Source organism: Clostridium sp. AF27-2AA (assembly GCF_003478505.1).
In the GTDB taxonomy this organism is placed as follows: domain Bacteria; phylum Bacillota; class Clostridia; order Lachnospirales; family Lachnospiraceae; genus Brotaphodocola.
Genome location: NZ_QUFI01000001.1, coordinates 124,556 through 139,797, shown reverse-complemented (window position 1 = coordinate 139,797; position 15,242 = coordinate 124,556). Strand labels below are relative to the sequence as shown.

The window sequence follows — 15,242 nt, the reverse complement described above, 5'->3', positions numbered from 1 at the left end:
ACCCGACTGTTCTGAAAATCAATGGTTGATTTTCAATTTCCCTATACATGTGCTTCATGCCAGGTATAACCCAAATCTATCATGTCACTCTTTTTCATAACCGCAATGGCTATCTCAGCTTCTGCTTGTAATCCCGCTCCACCTCACGGCGCTGATCCTTTTTGGCAATATCATCCCGCTTATCGTAGAGCTTCTTGCCTCGCGCCAGACCAATCTCCACCTTCACCAGGCTGCCCTTAAAGTACACCTGCAGCGGCACCAGGGTCAGGCCCTTCTCGCGGATCTTGCCCTCCAGCTTGTTGATCTCGCTGCGGTGCATCAGCAGTTTTCTTGCCCGGAGCGGGTCTTTGTTGAAGATGTTGCCCTTCTCGTAGGGATTGATGTGCATACCATAGATATAGACCTCGTTCTTGTCGATCCGCACGAAGGCTTCCTTGACGCTGCATTTTCCCATACGGATGGATTTGACTTCCGTTCCAAACAGCTCAATGCCGCACTCAAATTTCTCATCGATAAAATAGTCATGGTAAGCCTTCTTGTTGTTAGCTACCAGCTTGATTGCTTCTTTCAAAATAAAACCTCCTGTCTTTTCCCCGGTTAAAATCTTACTCCTCCGGAAGCTCCAGATTCTTTGCCGGGATAAAATCGATTGTCTTGGTAAGCCGGTCCGTTCCGGTTACCACCACCTGGATCTTCTGTCCAAGCTTGTAGGTTTTTCCGCTCATTTCGCCCTTAAGCTCCATGCGCTCCTCGTTAAATACATAATAGTCACCATGAAGTTCATTCACATGCACCAGGCCCTCCACCGTATTCGGAAGCTCCACATAAAAGCCCCAGTTGGTCACACCAGAGATAACACCATCAAAGATCTCGCCGATGCGCTTTGACATGTACTCACACTTCTTAAGCTTGATGGTCTCGCGCTCCGCCTCTTCCGCGCGACGCTCGGTGGCGGAACACTGGATGGTCACGCCGGTCAGAATCTTGTCGTAGTGGGCAATGCGCTTCTCACTTAAGCCGCCCCGCAGATTTTCCTTGATGATGCGATGGATCTGCAGATCCGGATAACGGCGAATCGGAGATGTGAAATGAGTGTAATATTTTGCTGCCAGGCCAAAATGCCCGCTGCAGACCGGCATATATTTTGCCTGCTTCATGGAACGCAGGGTCAGGCGGCTGATGAGCGCCTCCTCTTCCGTTCCCTCAATCTTTTTGAGCAGCTTCTGCAGCTCCTTCGGATGCACTTCACCGTCGTGAGTGCGGATGGTGTAGCCAAAGTTGTTAATGAACACACCCAGGCGCTTCATCTTCTCCGGGTCCGGGTTATCGTGGGTACGGTACACAAATGGGATATCCTGCCAGAAATAATCTTCCGCAATGGTCTCGTTGGCCATCAGCATAAAGTCCTCAATGATTTTCGTAGCTGCGTTGCGCTCATACGGCTTAATGTCCACCGGACGTCCTTTTTCATCCAGAATGATCTTGGACTCCGGGAAATCAAAATCAATGGAACCGCGCTGGCACCGCTTCTCCCGCAGGATGTCCGCCAGCTCTTTCATAAGATCAAACATGTCCACGAAGTCCGCGTACTCTTCCATGGTCTTTTCATCGCGGTCCGTCACAATGGCATTCACCGCCGTATAGGTCATGCGGCGGTCCACCCGGATCACAGTTTCCGCGATCTCATGGCCCAGCACGCGTCCCTGTGGATCAATCTCCATGATACAGCTGAGGGCCAGACGGTCTGTTCCTGCGTTCAGGGAGCAGATACCGTTGGAAAGCTTGTGCGGCAGCATCGGGATCACACGGTCTACCAGATACACGCTGGTGCCGCGGTTTAAGGCTTCCTCGTCCAGGGGGCTGCCCTCCGTCACATAATGGCTGACATCCGCAATGTGCACGCCCAGCTTGTAGCCGTAGCTTTCCCGGCTGATGGTGATGGCATCATCCAAATCCTTGGCATCCTCACCGTCGATGGTGACGGTCTGCCAGTCGCGGATATCCTTCCGGCCTGCCATGTCTTCCTTCGCCACCTCATCCGGGATGCGGCTCACCTGCTTCATAACCTCCGGCGGATACTCGTCCGGAATGCCATAAGCCTTCACGATGGATAAAATATCGGTTCCCGGATCGTTCACATGACCGATAATCTCGGTGATGACACCCTCCGGATTCTTGCGCTCGCCGCCAAAATCCGTCATACGCACTACAACCTTATGACCGGTCACCGCGCCCATGTCCCTGCCCTGGGGGATGAACACATCGGCATTGATCTTCTGGTTATCCGGCACCACAAAACCAAAATTCTTGTTTTTCTGGTAAAAGCCAACGATAGTCTGATTGGCACGCTCGATCACCTTGATGACCGCCCCTTCCGGACGTTTCCCCCTGGAAGCCGGACTTGCCGTGATCTGCACGGTGTCACCATGCATGGCGTCCTTTGTCTTCTCCGCCGGAATAAACACATCCTGGTCCATGCCTTCTACAGTCACAAAACCAAAGCCCTTTGCATGACCGCAGAATGTTCCGGTCAGAGTGAAGGCCTCCGGCTTTCCATACTTGCCGCGTTTGGAAATTCCAACCTTTCCTTCTGCCACCAGGGCATCCAGAACCTCCTTTAACTCATCCCGCTTCTCCCGCGGAACATCTAACAGCATGGCCAGTTCTTTGATCTTCATAGGCACATAGGTCGGATCATTGATCAGAGCCAGCATTGCTTCTTTTCTTTCTTTTAATAATTCTTCTGTCATAAGTCCTCTCTCAAAAGTTCTCTTTTACACGAAAAGCACCCTTGTTTCCAAGAGTGCTTTATCTTACGCTTACACTAAGTTTAATACGATTGCCAGTACCATAAATGCTACTGCAGCAAATGTCGTGAACTTTTCCAGGGTACCTTCCATGGAACGTCCTTTATTCTTTCCCCAGTAGGTCTCTGCCATACCGCCGATAGCGCCAAGGCCCTGAGACTTGCCCTCCTGAAGTAATACGATCACGGTCAAAGCCAGACATATAAGAACGAAGATCACGGATAAAATCGTTTTCAGCATTGAAATGCACCTCCTAATAGTCAAACACTGACATTTTATCATAGGATAACTGAAAACACAAGTGGTTTTAGCTTCTCAGTTCGATTCCGTAGGTTTTTCCAAGCTGTTTGAGGATCTTCTTGACATATCCGTCTACAGTATCTGCGCCGAATGCTTCCTCCTTCGGAGTGAACAAAACGGTGAAGGCCATGGACTTCTTGTCCTCAGCGATCTGCTTTCCTTCATAGACATCGAACAGGGTAACCTCTTTGACGAAAGCGCATGCCTCGCGGATGCAGTCCTCTACCTGACCACAGGTGATATCTTTGTCCATAACCAGCGCCAGGTCACGCTTCTCCTCCGCGAACTTCGGAAGCGGCTCGAATACCGGAGCCTTGCCATACCATTTTTCCAGAGCCTTCATGCTGATCTCCAGAACGTAGGCATCCTCACGCATCGCCTCATCCTTCATGATCTCGTATTTTACTTTACCGAGGTAACCAATTTCCTCGCCCTCGCAGAAGATTGCCGCGGTCTGGTACGGATGCAGGAACGGCTTTTCTGCCTTCTCATAGGTGAAGGAAACGTGCAGAACATCCGCAACGGTCTCAGCCATGCCCTTTAATGTGAAGAAAGACTCATTCTTGCCGAATACACCGATACAAAGAGTCTCGCGCTCGTCCGGATACTCGGTAAGCGGCAGGGACTTCGGAATGAACGCATTTCCGATTTCGAAGATGCGTCCCTCGAAGATGCCTCTCTTCTGGTTGCGTCCCATGGCGTGAATCATCTGCGGAGCCAGGGTGGTTCTCATCAGGGACAGATCCTCGTTGATCGGATTCATGATGCGGATTGCCTTACGTTCCATGGCATCCTCTGCAAAGCCCATCTGGTCTAAATCAGACGGGGAGAAGAAGGAATAATGGATTCCCTCAAATGCGCCGACGCTGCACAGGGCTTTCTTGACCTTCAGGATGGTCTTCTGACGCAGATTGCTTCCGCCGATGGTTACCTTTGCTGTCGGAAGGAAGGTAGAGTTGATGTGCTCATAGCCGTACATACGGATGACTTCCTCTGCTACATCCGGGTAATCCTCCATATCCTCACGGTATGCCGGGAAGTGCATGGTCAGCTCGTCGCCGTTAATTTCCGGCTGGAAGTTTAAGCCGGTCAGGATGCGTAAGATATCCTCGTCCGGAACGGTAATACCCAGAACACCGTTGACCTTCTTAATGCTGGTCTTGAAGGTAACCGGCTCTAAGGAATTTCCGGTGTTGACATTTTTATGGGTTTTGGAAACTTTACCAACACCCAGTTCCTCCACCAGATGCAGGGCACGCTTCATGGCCATCTCGGTTGCATACTCGTCGACACCCTTGGAGTATCTCTGGCTTGCGTCAGAGGACTGACCCAGGGCACGGGAGCTTCTGCGGATGTTGTCGCGGGCAAACTTTGCAGACTCAAACATCACCTCAGTGGTGGTATCGCGGATCTCAGAGTTTAAACCGCCCATAATACCAGCCAACGCAACCGGCTTCTTTCCGTCACAGATCACCAGGTTGTTCGGGTTTAAGGTGAACTCCTTCTCATCCAAGGTAACGATCTTTTCGCCCTCGTTTGCGCGTCTTACCTGGATCGCATTGCCTTCCAGGAAATTGCAGTCAAATGCGTGGAGCGGCTGGCCCAGCTCACGCATGATGTAGTTGGTGATGTCCACGATATTGGAGATGGAGTTATTGCCGACTAAAGCCAGTCGTCTTTTCATCCATGCCGGTGACTGGCCCAGTTTCACATCGTATACATAGTGGGCAATATAGCGCGGGCACAGATCCTGCGCGTCCACGGTTACCTCAAAGCCCTCTTTTTCCACCTCGGTCTCGGTGTAGTCCAGAGCCGGTGTTTTAAGCGGCTGGCCCAGTGCTGCTGCCACCTCTCTTGCCAGACCGAAGATGCTCTGGCAGTCCGGGCGGTTCGCGGTGATGGAAACGTCGAAGATCCAGTCATTTAAACCGGTGAGTTCTTTGACATCGGCACCAATCTCAGCATCCTCCGGCAGTACCAGAAGGCCATTATAGCCGGCGCCCGGATACAGGTCTTCGTTTAAGCCAAGCTCCGTTCCGGAGCAGAGCATACCATAGGACTCATAGCCTCTCAATTTGCCTTTTTTGATGGTTGCCACACCCTCAATGGTAACGTGGTCCTTTGCGGTTGCGTATACCTGTGCGCCAACCATGGCTACCGGATATTTACCGCCTGCCTTGACATTGTCAGCGCCGCAGCAGATCTGTAACAGCTCCGGTCCGCCTACGTTGACCTGGCATACATGAAGATGGGTCTCCGGGATCGGCTCGCAGGACTCTACGTAACCAACGACGATTCCACTGATGTCCTTACCCACCTGCCATTTTTCTTCTACTTCAAATCCACAGTCGAAGAGTTTGGTCTCCAGTTCATCTGCGGAAACATTAATATCTACATAGTCATTTAACCAACTTAATGGTACAAGCATTTCTAATCCTCCTGTCCTGATCAGTCATCAATCTGATCTAACACGCGCAGATCAGACTCAAAAAGCATCTTGATATTGTTGATGCCATATTTCAGCATTGCGATACGCTCCAGACCAAGGCCGAAAGCAAATCCGCTGTACTTCTCGGAATCGATGCCGCAGTTCTCCAGCACTTTCTTGTTTACCACGCCTGCGCCCAGAACCTCGATCCATCCGGTTCCCTTGCACAGTCTGCAGCCTTTGCCTCCACACTGGAAGCAGCTGACATCCACCTCAACAGACGGCTCCGTGAACGGGAAGTAGGACGGACGAAGTCTTGTGCGGGTGCTCTCGCCAAAGATTCTCTGAACGAACATGTCCAGCATGCCCTTTAAGTCGCAGAGGGTGATACCCTCGTCTACAACCAGGCCCTCCATCTGGCTGAACATCGGAGAGTGAGTTGCGTCGTCATCGGAACGGAATACCTTACCTGGGGAAACGACCTTGATCGGCGGCTTCTTGGCTTCCATGACATGAACCTGACCGGCGGAAGTCTGGGTACGCAGTAAGAACTCCGGAGACAGGTAGAAGGTATCCTGCATATCCCGGGCCGGATGATCCTGCGGGGTGTTCAGGGCAGTGAAGTTGTAGTAGTCAGTCTCGATCTCGGTACCCTCATACACTTCAAATCCCATAGACGCGAAGATGTCCGTCAGCTGATTGCGCACGGTAGTTACCGGATGCAGATTGCCGTAGCGGATTTTCACCGGCGGCATGGAAATATCAATTTTCTCGGATTCATAGCGCTGCTGCTGCTCTTTCTCTTTTAATTTCTGGTCCAGCTCATCAAAGAACTGGTTTGCCCACTCCTTTGCGCCGTTGATAGTCTTACCAAACTCTGCCTTCTGGTCATTCGGTACATTGCGCATTTCCTTCATCAGCAGACCAATGCGGCCCTGCTTGTTATCCAGGAAGGTCTTCTTGAACTCATAGACACTTCTGGAAGTAGTCAGAGCATCTGCGCCCTGACGGATCTCTTCTTTGATCGCAGTGATCACTTCATTCAGCTCTTTTAAATCCTGCATGATTTTTCTCCTTTATAAATATGAAACCTCTGATTTGCAATCCGCACATATTGTGAAGGTAACAAAAAAGTCCCTTCACGCCAATGCGCAAAGGGACGATAATATACCGCGGTACCACCCAGCTTCCTGCGAATAAAACATTCACAGACACTTTCCGATATGTAACGTATACCAGACGGCAATGCCTACTCTGGTTGAAGTGTTTGCGCGTCTTTGCATCATGCGCGCCCGCTTCAGGCTTTCAGCAATGCAGCTCCCGTGGGAAATTCGGATATCTGTCTGAACGGAAAGAGGCTCACAGCCGCCGACCTCTTCTCTCTGACCGGAAACAGTATCTTAAAAACACGATCTCAGCTTTTAGTTTTGTAATTTGTGATTGCAGGTATGTCTGCCCGAAACGGACAGTCATAATCTATTGAACATTCTAGTCAGTTCTGCCGGAAAAGTCAAGGATTTTTTCCCGGACATTCCTCCTGCCTCCATGAAAAACCTGCCTTTTTGCCCGCGCAACCCACAAACCGCAGCCTGTAATTTCTTAAAATTTTCTGCCCTGGAAGCCTTTCGTATACTCTACCACGCACTCCTTCAGCTTCCGCACACTCTCCGGCAGTTCCACGCCCTTCTCCGTTCCCATGCCCAGCTCTCTGATGCTTTTGGGCGCAACCGGAACGCAGCAGACATCATCGGTGTTGCCCCGGATCATCAGTTCCGACATCATGGAAATGCCAAGCCCTTTTCCCACCATGCGGATCACGGTCTCATCGTCTACATACACGGTCTGCTCTTTCGCTTTTACTCCCGCTTTTTCAAAAGCCGCGTGCACATCGATATCAAACCGGCCGTAAGGCATCAGAAAATCTTTTCCCTCAAATTCTTTTAACGGAAATTCCGTGCGGCTGTTTAACGGATAGTTTTTCGGCAGAATCGCGTACAGCAGTTCATGGTAAAGAGGCGTCCACTCGCACTTTCCGTAATTCTGCCTGCTGGCGAAGATCACATCGGTCTTGCCGTCCTGCAAGAGTTCAAAAGGCTCCAGCGCGTGATCCACCATACGCAGGTCCACATCTACATTGGGACAGATGCGCTTAAAGCGGTATAAAATCTCCGGCATCCAGAACATGGCAATGCTGGCGTAGGCCGCAATGCGGATGGTCTCAGTCTGCTTTTCCGTGATGGTCTGGATCTGATTTTCCAGGTTCGCGTTTGCTTGTAAAAACTGGCGGATGGCCGGCATCAGTTCCCGCCCTTCCTCCGTCAGGGCAATGCCATTGTGGCTCCGGATGATCAGTGGAAAACCAATTTCCCTCTCCAGGCTGTTCACCAGATGGGTCAGGCCGGACTGCGTGTAGCCCACCACCTCAGACGCCCTGGAAAAGCTCCCAAGATCCACCGCCGTCATTAAAATTTCCAGTTTCTTTGCGTCCATCCCATTTCTCCCCTCTTCTCAAACCCATGCTTCACCTGCATACCATAGTGTTCTATCAGTCTGCTTTATAAACAGAATATTACACTTTGTCATACTTCTATTATAAACATGGATTTCACAAACCGCAAGGCTGGCATTACAATAAGCCTATATTCAAGATTTGAGGTGAATTTTATCATGAAAGGCAAACATCTTTTCCTGAAACAACGCCTGCTGGTGGCTGCCACCTTATTTGGCATGTTTTTTGGCGCCGGAAACCTGATCTTCCCGGTGCATTTAGGCCAGCTGGCCGGACACAACCTGGTTCCCGCCACAGTTGGCTTTATCCTGACTGCTGTTGGCATTCCGATTCTTGGCGTTGCCGCCATCGGAAACACGCACTCTGACGGTCTGCAGGCACTGGCCTCCAAAGTTGGCGGGCGCTACGGCTGCTTTTTTACCTGCCTGCTCTACTTAACCATCGGCCCGTGCTTTGCCATTCCGCGGTGTGCTACCACATCCTTTACCACCGGCATTGCCCCAATGCTGGGAAACGCGGTTTCCGAACGTATGACACTGTTTCTTTTTTCTGCCGTATTCTTCGCCCTGGTGCTGCTTTTCTCCCTGCGGCCGGGAAATATTACACTCTGGATTGGTAAAATCATCAACCCGCTGTTTTTATTTTTCCTGGGAATCCTGATCGTATCTGCCCTGCTGCACCCGGGTGCTCCGGCATCGGCCACCATTCCGGATGCTTCCTACCAAAGCGGTGCCCTGTTTCAGGCACTCTCCGAAGGCTACGGCACCATGGATGCCATTGCGGGCCTTGCTTTCGGCATCATAGTCATCAACGTGATCCGGCAGATGGGTGTGCAGAATGATGAGGTCATTGCCGGTGAAGTACTCCACTCCGGAATTCTGGCTGGTATTTTAATGGCCCTTATTTACATGCTGACCATCCTTATAGGCGCCCAGTCTCTCGGCCTGTTTACCGCATCGGAAAACGGCGGCATTGCCCTGTCCCAGATTTCCAGCCACTACCTGGGGCGGGCCGGAATCCTAATCCTGGCTGTCACCATCACCTTTGCCTGCTTAAAGACCTCCATCGGCCTGGTAATCAGCTGCGCGGAAACCTTCGAAAAAATGTTTCCGCACCGGCTTTCCTATACCGCCTGGGCTGTGCTGTTCACCGCGTTTTCTTTCCTGATCTCAAACGCAGGACTTTCCACCATCATCCGCTATTCCGTGCCGGTGCTGATGCTGATCTACCCTCCGGCCATCGCCCTGATCCTGCTGGCACTGTTCGAAAGGCATTTTAACCATGACCGCAAGGTTTATTTCTGGGTTACAGTGTTCACCTGGAGCGCTTCTCTGTTTGACTTTTTCAAAGCACTTCCAGAAGAATTACAGTCACTGTTCCACCTGGATGCGGCTGTAGAATTTGCGGAACGGTTTCTGCCATTTTTCGGTCTGAATCTTGGCTGGATCCTGCCCGCCATCATAGGACTCATCATCGGACTTTTATTCCAGAAACGTCAGAAAACCCTGCAGGCCTTCGCATAAGGCCGCAGGGTTTTCTGACGTTCAGGAGCGGTTTCGTTTCCGCAGGATTTTCATTGCCTTTTCCAGCATTTCCGGTGTCACTCTGTACGGATAATGCCGGATATCGGACATATCCGGAATCCGGGTCAGGCTCTCTTTCCACTGTTCTTCTGTAATCTCAATGTCTTCCAGGGAAACCGGAAGCTTTAAGTCTTTGTTTAACTGATAGATCTTTTCGAATTCGTCCATCTGTCCGTCCACAAGCAACAGCAAAAGTACGCCGAAGCCAACTACTTCTCCGTGCAAATGCTTCTCCTCAATGACCGGATAGGAAGTCAGCGCGTAGAACACCGCATGGGCAAGGCCGCTGTTGTAATCCGGTGTGAAATCCTTGGTCAGGAAAATGGACGCGATTCCGGTGGTAACCACGATTGCAAGAACGACCTGCTCCACCTCGTAGGTGCAAAGTCCCTTTTTATGATCCTCCAGCGCCTTAGCGCCATACATGAGCAGCGGGTCACGGCACATATGGCTGGTTGCCACGCCAAGGGATGTAAAATGCTCCAGCCGCTCATCCCGTGAAGAAATGGCTGCCTCATAGTATTTTGCATAGGTATCACCAATGCCAGCCCACATATACTGGCTCGGAGCTTTCGCGATGATTTCCGTATCAATAAAGGAGTGCATCACCGGGCGCACAAAGAAATTCGGCTTTAAGAAAGTGCCGTCTTCATTGTACATGATAGACACCGACGTACATGCCGCGCAGTTAGAGGCAATGGTCGGAAAAGCGAATACCGGCTTGTCATCCGTGATGCATAAGCATTTTACGGTATCTAATGCCTTTCCGCCACCCACGCCAAATACCATATCTGCTTCTTCGTATTCCGGCAGTCCACGCAGCTTCTCTACTGTCGCGTAAGTACAGTCTGTTCCATAAATCTTTGTTCCGATGATCTCCAGATTGGTTTTCGCCACATAGGCCCGGATTTTGTCTTCCGCAGCGTTCAGTGCTCGCCTGCCGCCAATGATCAGAACCTTTTTTCCATAAGATTCGCAGACTGGACCGATTTTATCATAAATCTTATCTCCGATTGAATAGTTTGGTAAATGAACCTCATAATTTTCCAGCTTCACTCGTTTCGCTCCTCCTGGTTATTCCACATGATTTCGATCTGTCAGGATAATTCCCTTATATCTTGGAGAGGTCCGCTCTAATTCATAGCACTCTCCCTCCGGTGTCGGATACTGGTCCACGAAATCACGGATCTGTTTCATTTCGTCTTCTGTCAGATCAAATTCCAGTGTCTGAAGATTGGACTTCACATGTTTGGAGTTTCTCGTTCCAACCATAACCGCCCCTACGCTCTTCTGATTTAAGATATACTGGGTTGCCACATTGGCAATCGTCACTCCATGATGATCCGCAATGGCCTTCAGTACCGGAAGCAGCTTCTGCATGCCATCCCAGCCCAACGAATCCTCAATGATCTGCATATACTTAACCTGGGAACGGGTTTCCGGTGCCTCATATTCTTTTCCCATGTAGCGCTCCGCCAGAAATCCCCCTGCCAGCGTGCCATACGCAAAGGTATAAATACCATGCTCCGCGCTGTAATCCAGAAGTGTGCGTTCCGGACGGCGGTCAAATACAGAATACTGTGCCTGATTGGATACCACCGGAATTCCCGCATCCACCATCTGTTTTAACGCATTAGTGTCCATGTTGCACATGCCGATGTTGCGGATCTTTCCTTTCTCCTGCAGCTTCACCAGATCAAAGGCGGTCTCCATCATACCCGGAACATCAAAATCCCACCAATGGAACTGAACCAGATCCAGAGCCTCCCGGTGCATTCTCTTCAAAGAACGGTCCACGATGCCTTCCGTGTACTTCATGTTGATGACCGGAAGCACATCTTTATCCGGCACAAATTTGGTGTGAATCTGAATATCCTCCTCCTGATAATGTCCGCTGCCCTTTAAGTCCATAACAAACCGGCCCAGCACTTCCTCTGCCCCCGTATAAATATCCGCGCAGTCAAAGGTTGTAAAGCCCTGCTCCACCAGCTCATGGAACGCGCGAATGGCATCATCGTAGTCCAGATGTCCCTGCAGACAATGCTCCGCAGACAGCTGCCAGCACCCATTGATGACTCGGTTAAAGGTATATCCATTCTTAAATTGACATTTTTTCCGCATGATAGATTTCCTCTTTTCTTAGACTTCGTTTTCTCTCTCCGGTTTCCGGATCGGCACCACGGTACACTGCCCATGACTCTGAATCCGTTTTCCCACTCTTGTGATTTTAAATCTGGCTCCACAGTTCGGATCCGGACAGGCAATCTCCGTATCCGAAAGCATCCAGTCATTGGGATCCAGTGGCCGCTGCTTTGCCGGAAGCACCGGAAGAAGGGCACTTAAGGAATACATGGAAAAGGATGTATCCTTCGGGAACACCAGATTTTCCCCCTGTACTAGAAAATAATCTCCCGCCTTGTGGCTGCACACCATCGGCCGGTCTGTGGCTATCACTTCCACTTTTAAATCATATAAAGTAAATGTATCATCCATTCTGTCTGCTCCTTTTTATTCTTCTTTCTGACATCCCCAGCCAGTCAGTACTGCCCCCAAAAATACAGCAAATAATACAAAGCCATAAATAGTTCCGCCTGCTACAACAACAGGAGAAAGTCCGGTCAGGGCAGATCCGATAAATACAAACACACTCATAAACGGAATGATGGCCGGGAGACTGTTGGCCGTACCATCTAACAGATTTGCCCTGCGGTATGGATGAATATTTCTTGCCGCTCCGATCTTATTTAAAATAGGTCCAAACGTCAGAATGGAAGCACTGGTCACACCGCCTAAGAGAATCGTCGTAAACGCGATGCCCATCATGCAGACCAGCTCTGCTCCCTGGGTGGTGCCAGCCATCCGGCTGTCCAGAATCTTCTCGGCAATCAGATTCAGCATACCCGCATCACTCAGAACACCCATGATGCCAAACACGGAAATGACCAGCGCGCAGGTCGGTAAAATATTGTTAATGCCGTCAATCAAAAATCCTACTGCCGCATTGTTTGCCGCGTCATTAGAAAACACCTGGGCCGGAGTGAAAAGTCCTGCAGCCAGACCAACCACGGTACCCGTTACCAGACCCACTAAAATACCTTCGTAAATATTTCTCGTTTTTGTTGAAATAGTTAGCATCAGAACAACCGGGATCAGCATCACCAGAGAAACCGGATTGGCTGCCGCGTCAATGGAACCGCCCTCATATACACCGCCCATGCCGCCGAAGACCGCAAAGATCACAATCGTGATCAGGCCCGCCACTGCGGAATATTTAATACGGCTGGAAACAACACCGCCGATGTCTGCCGGCTTTCCGTTTTTAAACTGCTGAGTCGATGCGGAAGCAATGGTCGTATCTGATATCGGAGCCAGATTATCACCGAAAATTGCGCCAGACACAATACAGCCTGCCATCATCATCTCATTCGCGCCCAGCATAATGCCCGCCGGATAAAAGATTGGAAACGCGATAAACATAGTTCCGATCGAGGAACCGGTCGCCGTAGAAACAATGCAGGTGGCAATAAACGTAAATGCAACAAAGATGCCGCCCTTCATGCCAACCGCATTCGCGATCCACACAAAACCACCAGAAAGACCACACAGTTTAATCAGCGCGCTGAACATGCCGACCAGTAACAAAATCACAACAACCGATACGGATGTGATTGAGGAAATACCCTTGATGGCACTCTCCCAGAAATCACTGTAGCTGCTACAAAAAACGCCGCCGATCAGAAGTGCCAGAAAACCGCCTACTGCAAGCGCCTCCATATTGAACGCCTTAAATCCAATAAAAAGCACCATACAGAAGAACACATAAATTGCCACTGGAATCAGCGACATCCCGATTCCGCCCCGAAACTGAAGTTTTCTCTCCTCACTCATACCTTTTTCCTTCCTTTCTCTTGTTCCCTATGCAACAAAAAAGCCCGCCCCTGAACTACGTTCAAGGACAGGCTGTTATATACCTGCGGTACCACCTTGTTTGGTGCCAAGCACCCACTCTTTGCAGAATGCCATTACATTCCTGGTCCGTTAACGCTGACCGTTGCGTCGTAGCTACTAAAGTCTGGTCTGTTTTCCTGACCATTCTTTTTCACCTTGCCCTCTGAGGCCCACTTACCATGACACTCTGCCCGGATTCCACCACCCCGGACTCTCTGTGAGACTGCTTATATGGTACAACTTCCTCTTCAATGGTTTAAAGCAATGATAGCAATGGAACTGAGAAATGTCAAGTATATAATTTTTAGAAAAGCGTAAGAATGGCGTAATTCAGACATTTTTCTCGACAGACGGCCATTCCATTATTATAATACAGGTACCGGGGCACTGCATTTCCTGCCCCGGAATCTATATCTGCTTTTAGAGGAGCTGCCTATGAATATCACGGTAATTTACGCTTCCGGCCGAAAAATCAGATCAAGCACTTACCAGATCGCACAGATGCTCATCAAAGAACTCCTGGAAGATGGAACCTGTTTTTCCTTCTTTCTCCCGGATGACATGCCTCACATCTGTACCGGATGCCGCGCCTGCATCCTTGGAAAAGAGCAGGCCTGCGGAGGTGCTGCCGCCATGGCGCCCATCCTTAAGGCTATCGAACAGTCCGGGCTGATTCTGTTCTGTGCGCCCACTTATGTATATCATGTTCCTGGACAGATGAAATCCCTGCTTGACCACCTCGCATACCGCTGGATGGTTCACCGCCCTGATCTTTCCTTCATGAAAAAGCAGGCAGTCATCATTAACACAGCTGCAGGCGGCGGTATGCGTTCCACCGTCCGCGATATCAAAGACAGTACAGAAAACCTAGGATTTGCGAGAACCCACTGTATTTCCCAAAGCGTATGGGATTACACCTGGAATGATCTGCCGGAATCTTTCCGGAAATCCATTCAACGTAAGGTAACACGTACCGCCCGGAATGTCCGGCACTGTGCCAGACACCTGACTCCGTCGCCGAAAGTATGGTGCGAGTTCACCCTCTATCGTTTTCTGCATAAGCACAAGAAAATGAGCACAGTCGATGATGCTTACTGGCAGGAGCATGGCTACAACACAGGGTGGCCCTGGAAAAACAAAAAAGCACTATAATTACTGAAACCCTTTTCGTTTTCTTACCGCTCCGATCAGTTCTTCTGCCTCATCAAACGCGCCGGGCAAATAGCTTTCCATCCACTCTTTTCCCTCTTTTTCCTGTTTCTTGATTTCAGCCCAGTTCACCAGAACTTCATCCGAGCCGGAAACCGCTGTGGTACCAAACACATGCGGGTGCCGGCGAATCATTTTATCCGTGATTCCACGCATGACATCCTCCAGCGTAAATAAGCCTTCTTCCTTTGCAATCTGCGCATGCATGACCACCTGCAAAAGCAGGTCGCCCAGCTCTTCTTTTAAGTTCTCTGCATTTCCCGTCTGCTCCAGAATGTTGATGCCGCCAACCACCTCCGCAGCCTCCTCCACACAGGCTGCTTTCAGGGAACCATGGGTCTGCTCCCGGTCCCAGGGGCATCCGTCCTCCGCGCGAAGACGGGCAATAACCTGTACCAGGCTGTTTAATTCTTTGTCTAATGGATTGTAATTTTCGTTCATAACATATCTCCCGTTTT

Annotated in this window: 13 protein-coding genes; 2 read left to right on the top strand and 11 right to left on the bottom strand. The window is 50.3% G+C overall.

Translation table 11 applies throughout. The features are described 5' to 3' along the window. Positions 1-109: 109 nt before the first annotated feature. The 6 genes from smpB to DWY84_RS00710 all read right to left on the bottom strand — a co-directional run bounded on the left by smpB (position 110) and on the right by DWY84_RS00710 (position 8,025). Positions 110-574, bottom strand: coding sequence for an SsrA-binding protein SmpB (gene smpB / locus DWY84_RS00735; protein WP_118529957.1), 465 nt, complete (start codon positions 572-574; stop codon positions 110-112). Between the two features lie 31 nt (positions 575-605). After that, the gene (gene rnr / locus DWY84_RS00730; RefSeq protein WP_118529956.1) at positions 606-2,750 is read right to left on the bottom strand and encodes a ribonuclease R; all 2,145 of its coding nucleotides are present in this window, start codon (positions 2,748-2,750) and stop codon (positions 606-608) included. A 69-nt stretch (positions 2,751-2,819) separates the two neighbouring features. Further along, positions 2,820-3,047 (bottom strand): preprotein translocase subunit SecG, encoded by a 228-nt coding sequence (gene secG, locus DWY84_RS00725; RefSeq protein WP_118529954.1) that lies wholly within the window; start codon positions 3,045-3,047, stop codon positions 2,820-2,822. Between the two features lie 67 nt (positions 3,048-3,114). Further along, positions 3,115-5,535, bottom strand: coding sequence for a phenylalanine--tRNA ligase subunit beta (gene pheT / locus DWY84_RS00720; protein ID WP_118529953.1), 2,421 nt, complete (start codon positions 5,533-5,535; stop codon positions 3,115-3,117). Positions 5,536-5,555: 20 nt separating this feature from the next. Beyond that, positions 5,556-6,599 (bottom strand): phenylalanine--tRNA ligase subunit alpha, encoded by a 1,044-nt coding sequence (pheS, locus tag DWY84_RS00715; protein ID WP_118529951.1) that lies wholly within the window; start codon positions 6,597-6,599, stop codon positions 5,556-5,558. A 535-nt stretch (positions 6,600-7,134) separates the two neighbouring features. After that, positions 7,135-8,025 carry a LysR family transcriptional regulator gene (locus DWY84_RS00710; RefSeq protein ID WP_118529950.1) on the bottom strand — a complete coding sequence of 297 codons (891 nt, stop codon included), beginning with the start codon at positions 8,023-8,025 and terminating at the stop codon, positions 7,135-7,137. Positions 8,026-8,202: 177 nt separating this feature from the next. On the opposite strand from DWY84_RS00710, the gene brnQ reads away from it, so the two are divergent. Next, positions 8,203-9,567: a branched-chain amino acid transport system II carrier protein gene (brnQ, locus tag DWY84_RS00705; RefSeq protein WP_118529948.1), complete on the top strand. Its 1,365-nt coding sequence runs from the start codon at positions 8,203-8,205 to the stop codon at positions 9,565-9,567. Positions 9,568-9,588: 21 nt separating this feature from the next. Here the strand turns inward: brnQ and DWY84_RS00700 are convergent, their stop codons facing one another. Genes DWY84_RS00700 through DWY84_RS00685 form a run of 4 tightly spaced genes read right to left on the bottom strand, consistent with a single transcriptional unit; the run spans position 9,589 to position 13,515 of the window. Beyond that, a complete protein-coding gene (locus tag DWY84_RS00700) occupies positions 9,589-10,683 on the bottom strand; it encodes an iron-containing alcohol dehydrogenase family protein (protein ID WP_178716280.1) in 1,095 nt (364 codons plus the stop codon). Between the two features lie 18 nt (positions 10,684-10,701). Next, on the bottom strand, positions 10,702-11,748 hold the full coding sequence (locus tag DWY84_RS00695; protein ID WP_118529947.1) for an aldo/keto reductase: 1,047 nt from the start codon (positions 11,746-11,748) through the stop codon (positions 10,702-10,704). A gap of 18 nt (positions 11,749-11,766) precedes the next feature. After that, entirely contained in the window at positions 11,767-12,120 is a 354-nt protein-coding gene (locus DWY84_RS00690) for a TIGR04076 family protein (protein ID WP_118529945.1), read from the bottom strand. A 15-nt stretch (positions 12,121-12,135) separates the two neighbouring features. Beyond that, positions 12,136-13,515, bottom strand: coding sequence for a Na+/H+ antiporter NhaC family protein (locus DWY84_RS00685; protein WP_118529944.1), 1,380 nt, complete (start codon positions 13,513-13,515; stop codon positions 12,136-12,138). Between the two features lie 495 nt (positions 13,516-14,010). Between DWY84_RS00685 and DWY84_RS00680 the strand changes: the two genes are divergently transcribed. Then, entirely contained in the window at positions 14,011-14,727 is a 717-nt protein-coding gene (locus DWY84_RS00680) for an NAD(P)H-dependent oxidoreductase (protein WP_118529943.1), read from the top strand. Here DWY84_RS00680 and DWY84_RS00675 read toward each other — a convergent pair whose 3' ends face one another. Then, positions 14,728-15,225: a MazG family protein gene (locus DWY84_RS00675; protein ID WP_118529941.1), complete on the bottom strand. Its 498-nt coding sequence runs from the start codon at positions 15,223-15,225 to the stop codon at positions 14,728-14,730. It abuts the gene before it with no gap. Between the last annotated feature and the right edge of the window lie 17 nt (positions 15,226-15,242).

Bases quoted from the DNA above. Each gene is read 5' to 3' on its own strand.
- rnr (WP_118529956.1), bottom strand. From the start codon at position 2,750: ATGACAGAAGAATTATTAAAAGAAAGAAAAGAAGCAATGCTGGCTCTG.
- secG (WP_118529954.1), bottom strand. From the start codon at position 3,047: ATGCTGAAAACGATTTTATCCGTGATCTTCGTTCTTATATGTCTGGCT.
- pheT (WP_118529953.1), bottom strand. From the start codon at position 5,535: ATGCTTGTACCATTAAGTTGGTTAAATGACTATGTAGATATTAATGTT.
- pheS (WP_118529951.1), bottom strand. From the start codon at position 6,599: ATGCAGGATTTAAAAGAGCTGAATGAAGTGATCACTGCGATCAAAGAA.
- DWY84_RS00710 (WP_118529950.1), bottom strand. From the start codon at position 8,025: ATGGACGCAAAGAAACTGGAAATTTTAATGACGGCGGTGGATCTTGGG.
- brnQ (WP_118529948.1), top strand. From the start codon at position 8,203: ATGAAAGGCAAACATCTTTTCCTGAAACAACGCCTGCTGGTGGCTGCC.
- DWY84_RS00695 (WP_118529947.1), bottom strand. From the start codon at position 11,748: ATGCGGAAAAAATGTCAATTTAAGAATGGATATACCTTTAACCGAGTC.
- DWY84_RS00690 (WP_118529945.1), bottom strand. From the start codon at position 12,120: ATGGATGATACATTTACTTTATATGATTTAAAAGTGGAAGTGATAGCC.
- DWY84_RS00685 (WP_118529944.1), bottom strand. From the start codon at position 13,515: ATGAGTGAGGAGAGAAAACTTCAGTTTCGGGGCGGAATCGGGATGTCG.
- DWY84_RS00680 (WP_118529943.1), top strand. From the start codon at position 14,011: ATGAATATCACGGTAATTTACGCTTCCGGCCGAAAAATCAGATCAAGC.
- DWY84_RS00675 (WP_118529941.1), bottom strand. From the start codon at position 15,225: ATGAACGAAAATTACAATCCATTAGACAAAGAATTAAACAGCCTGGTA.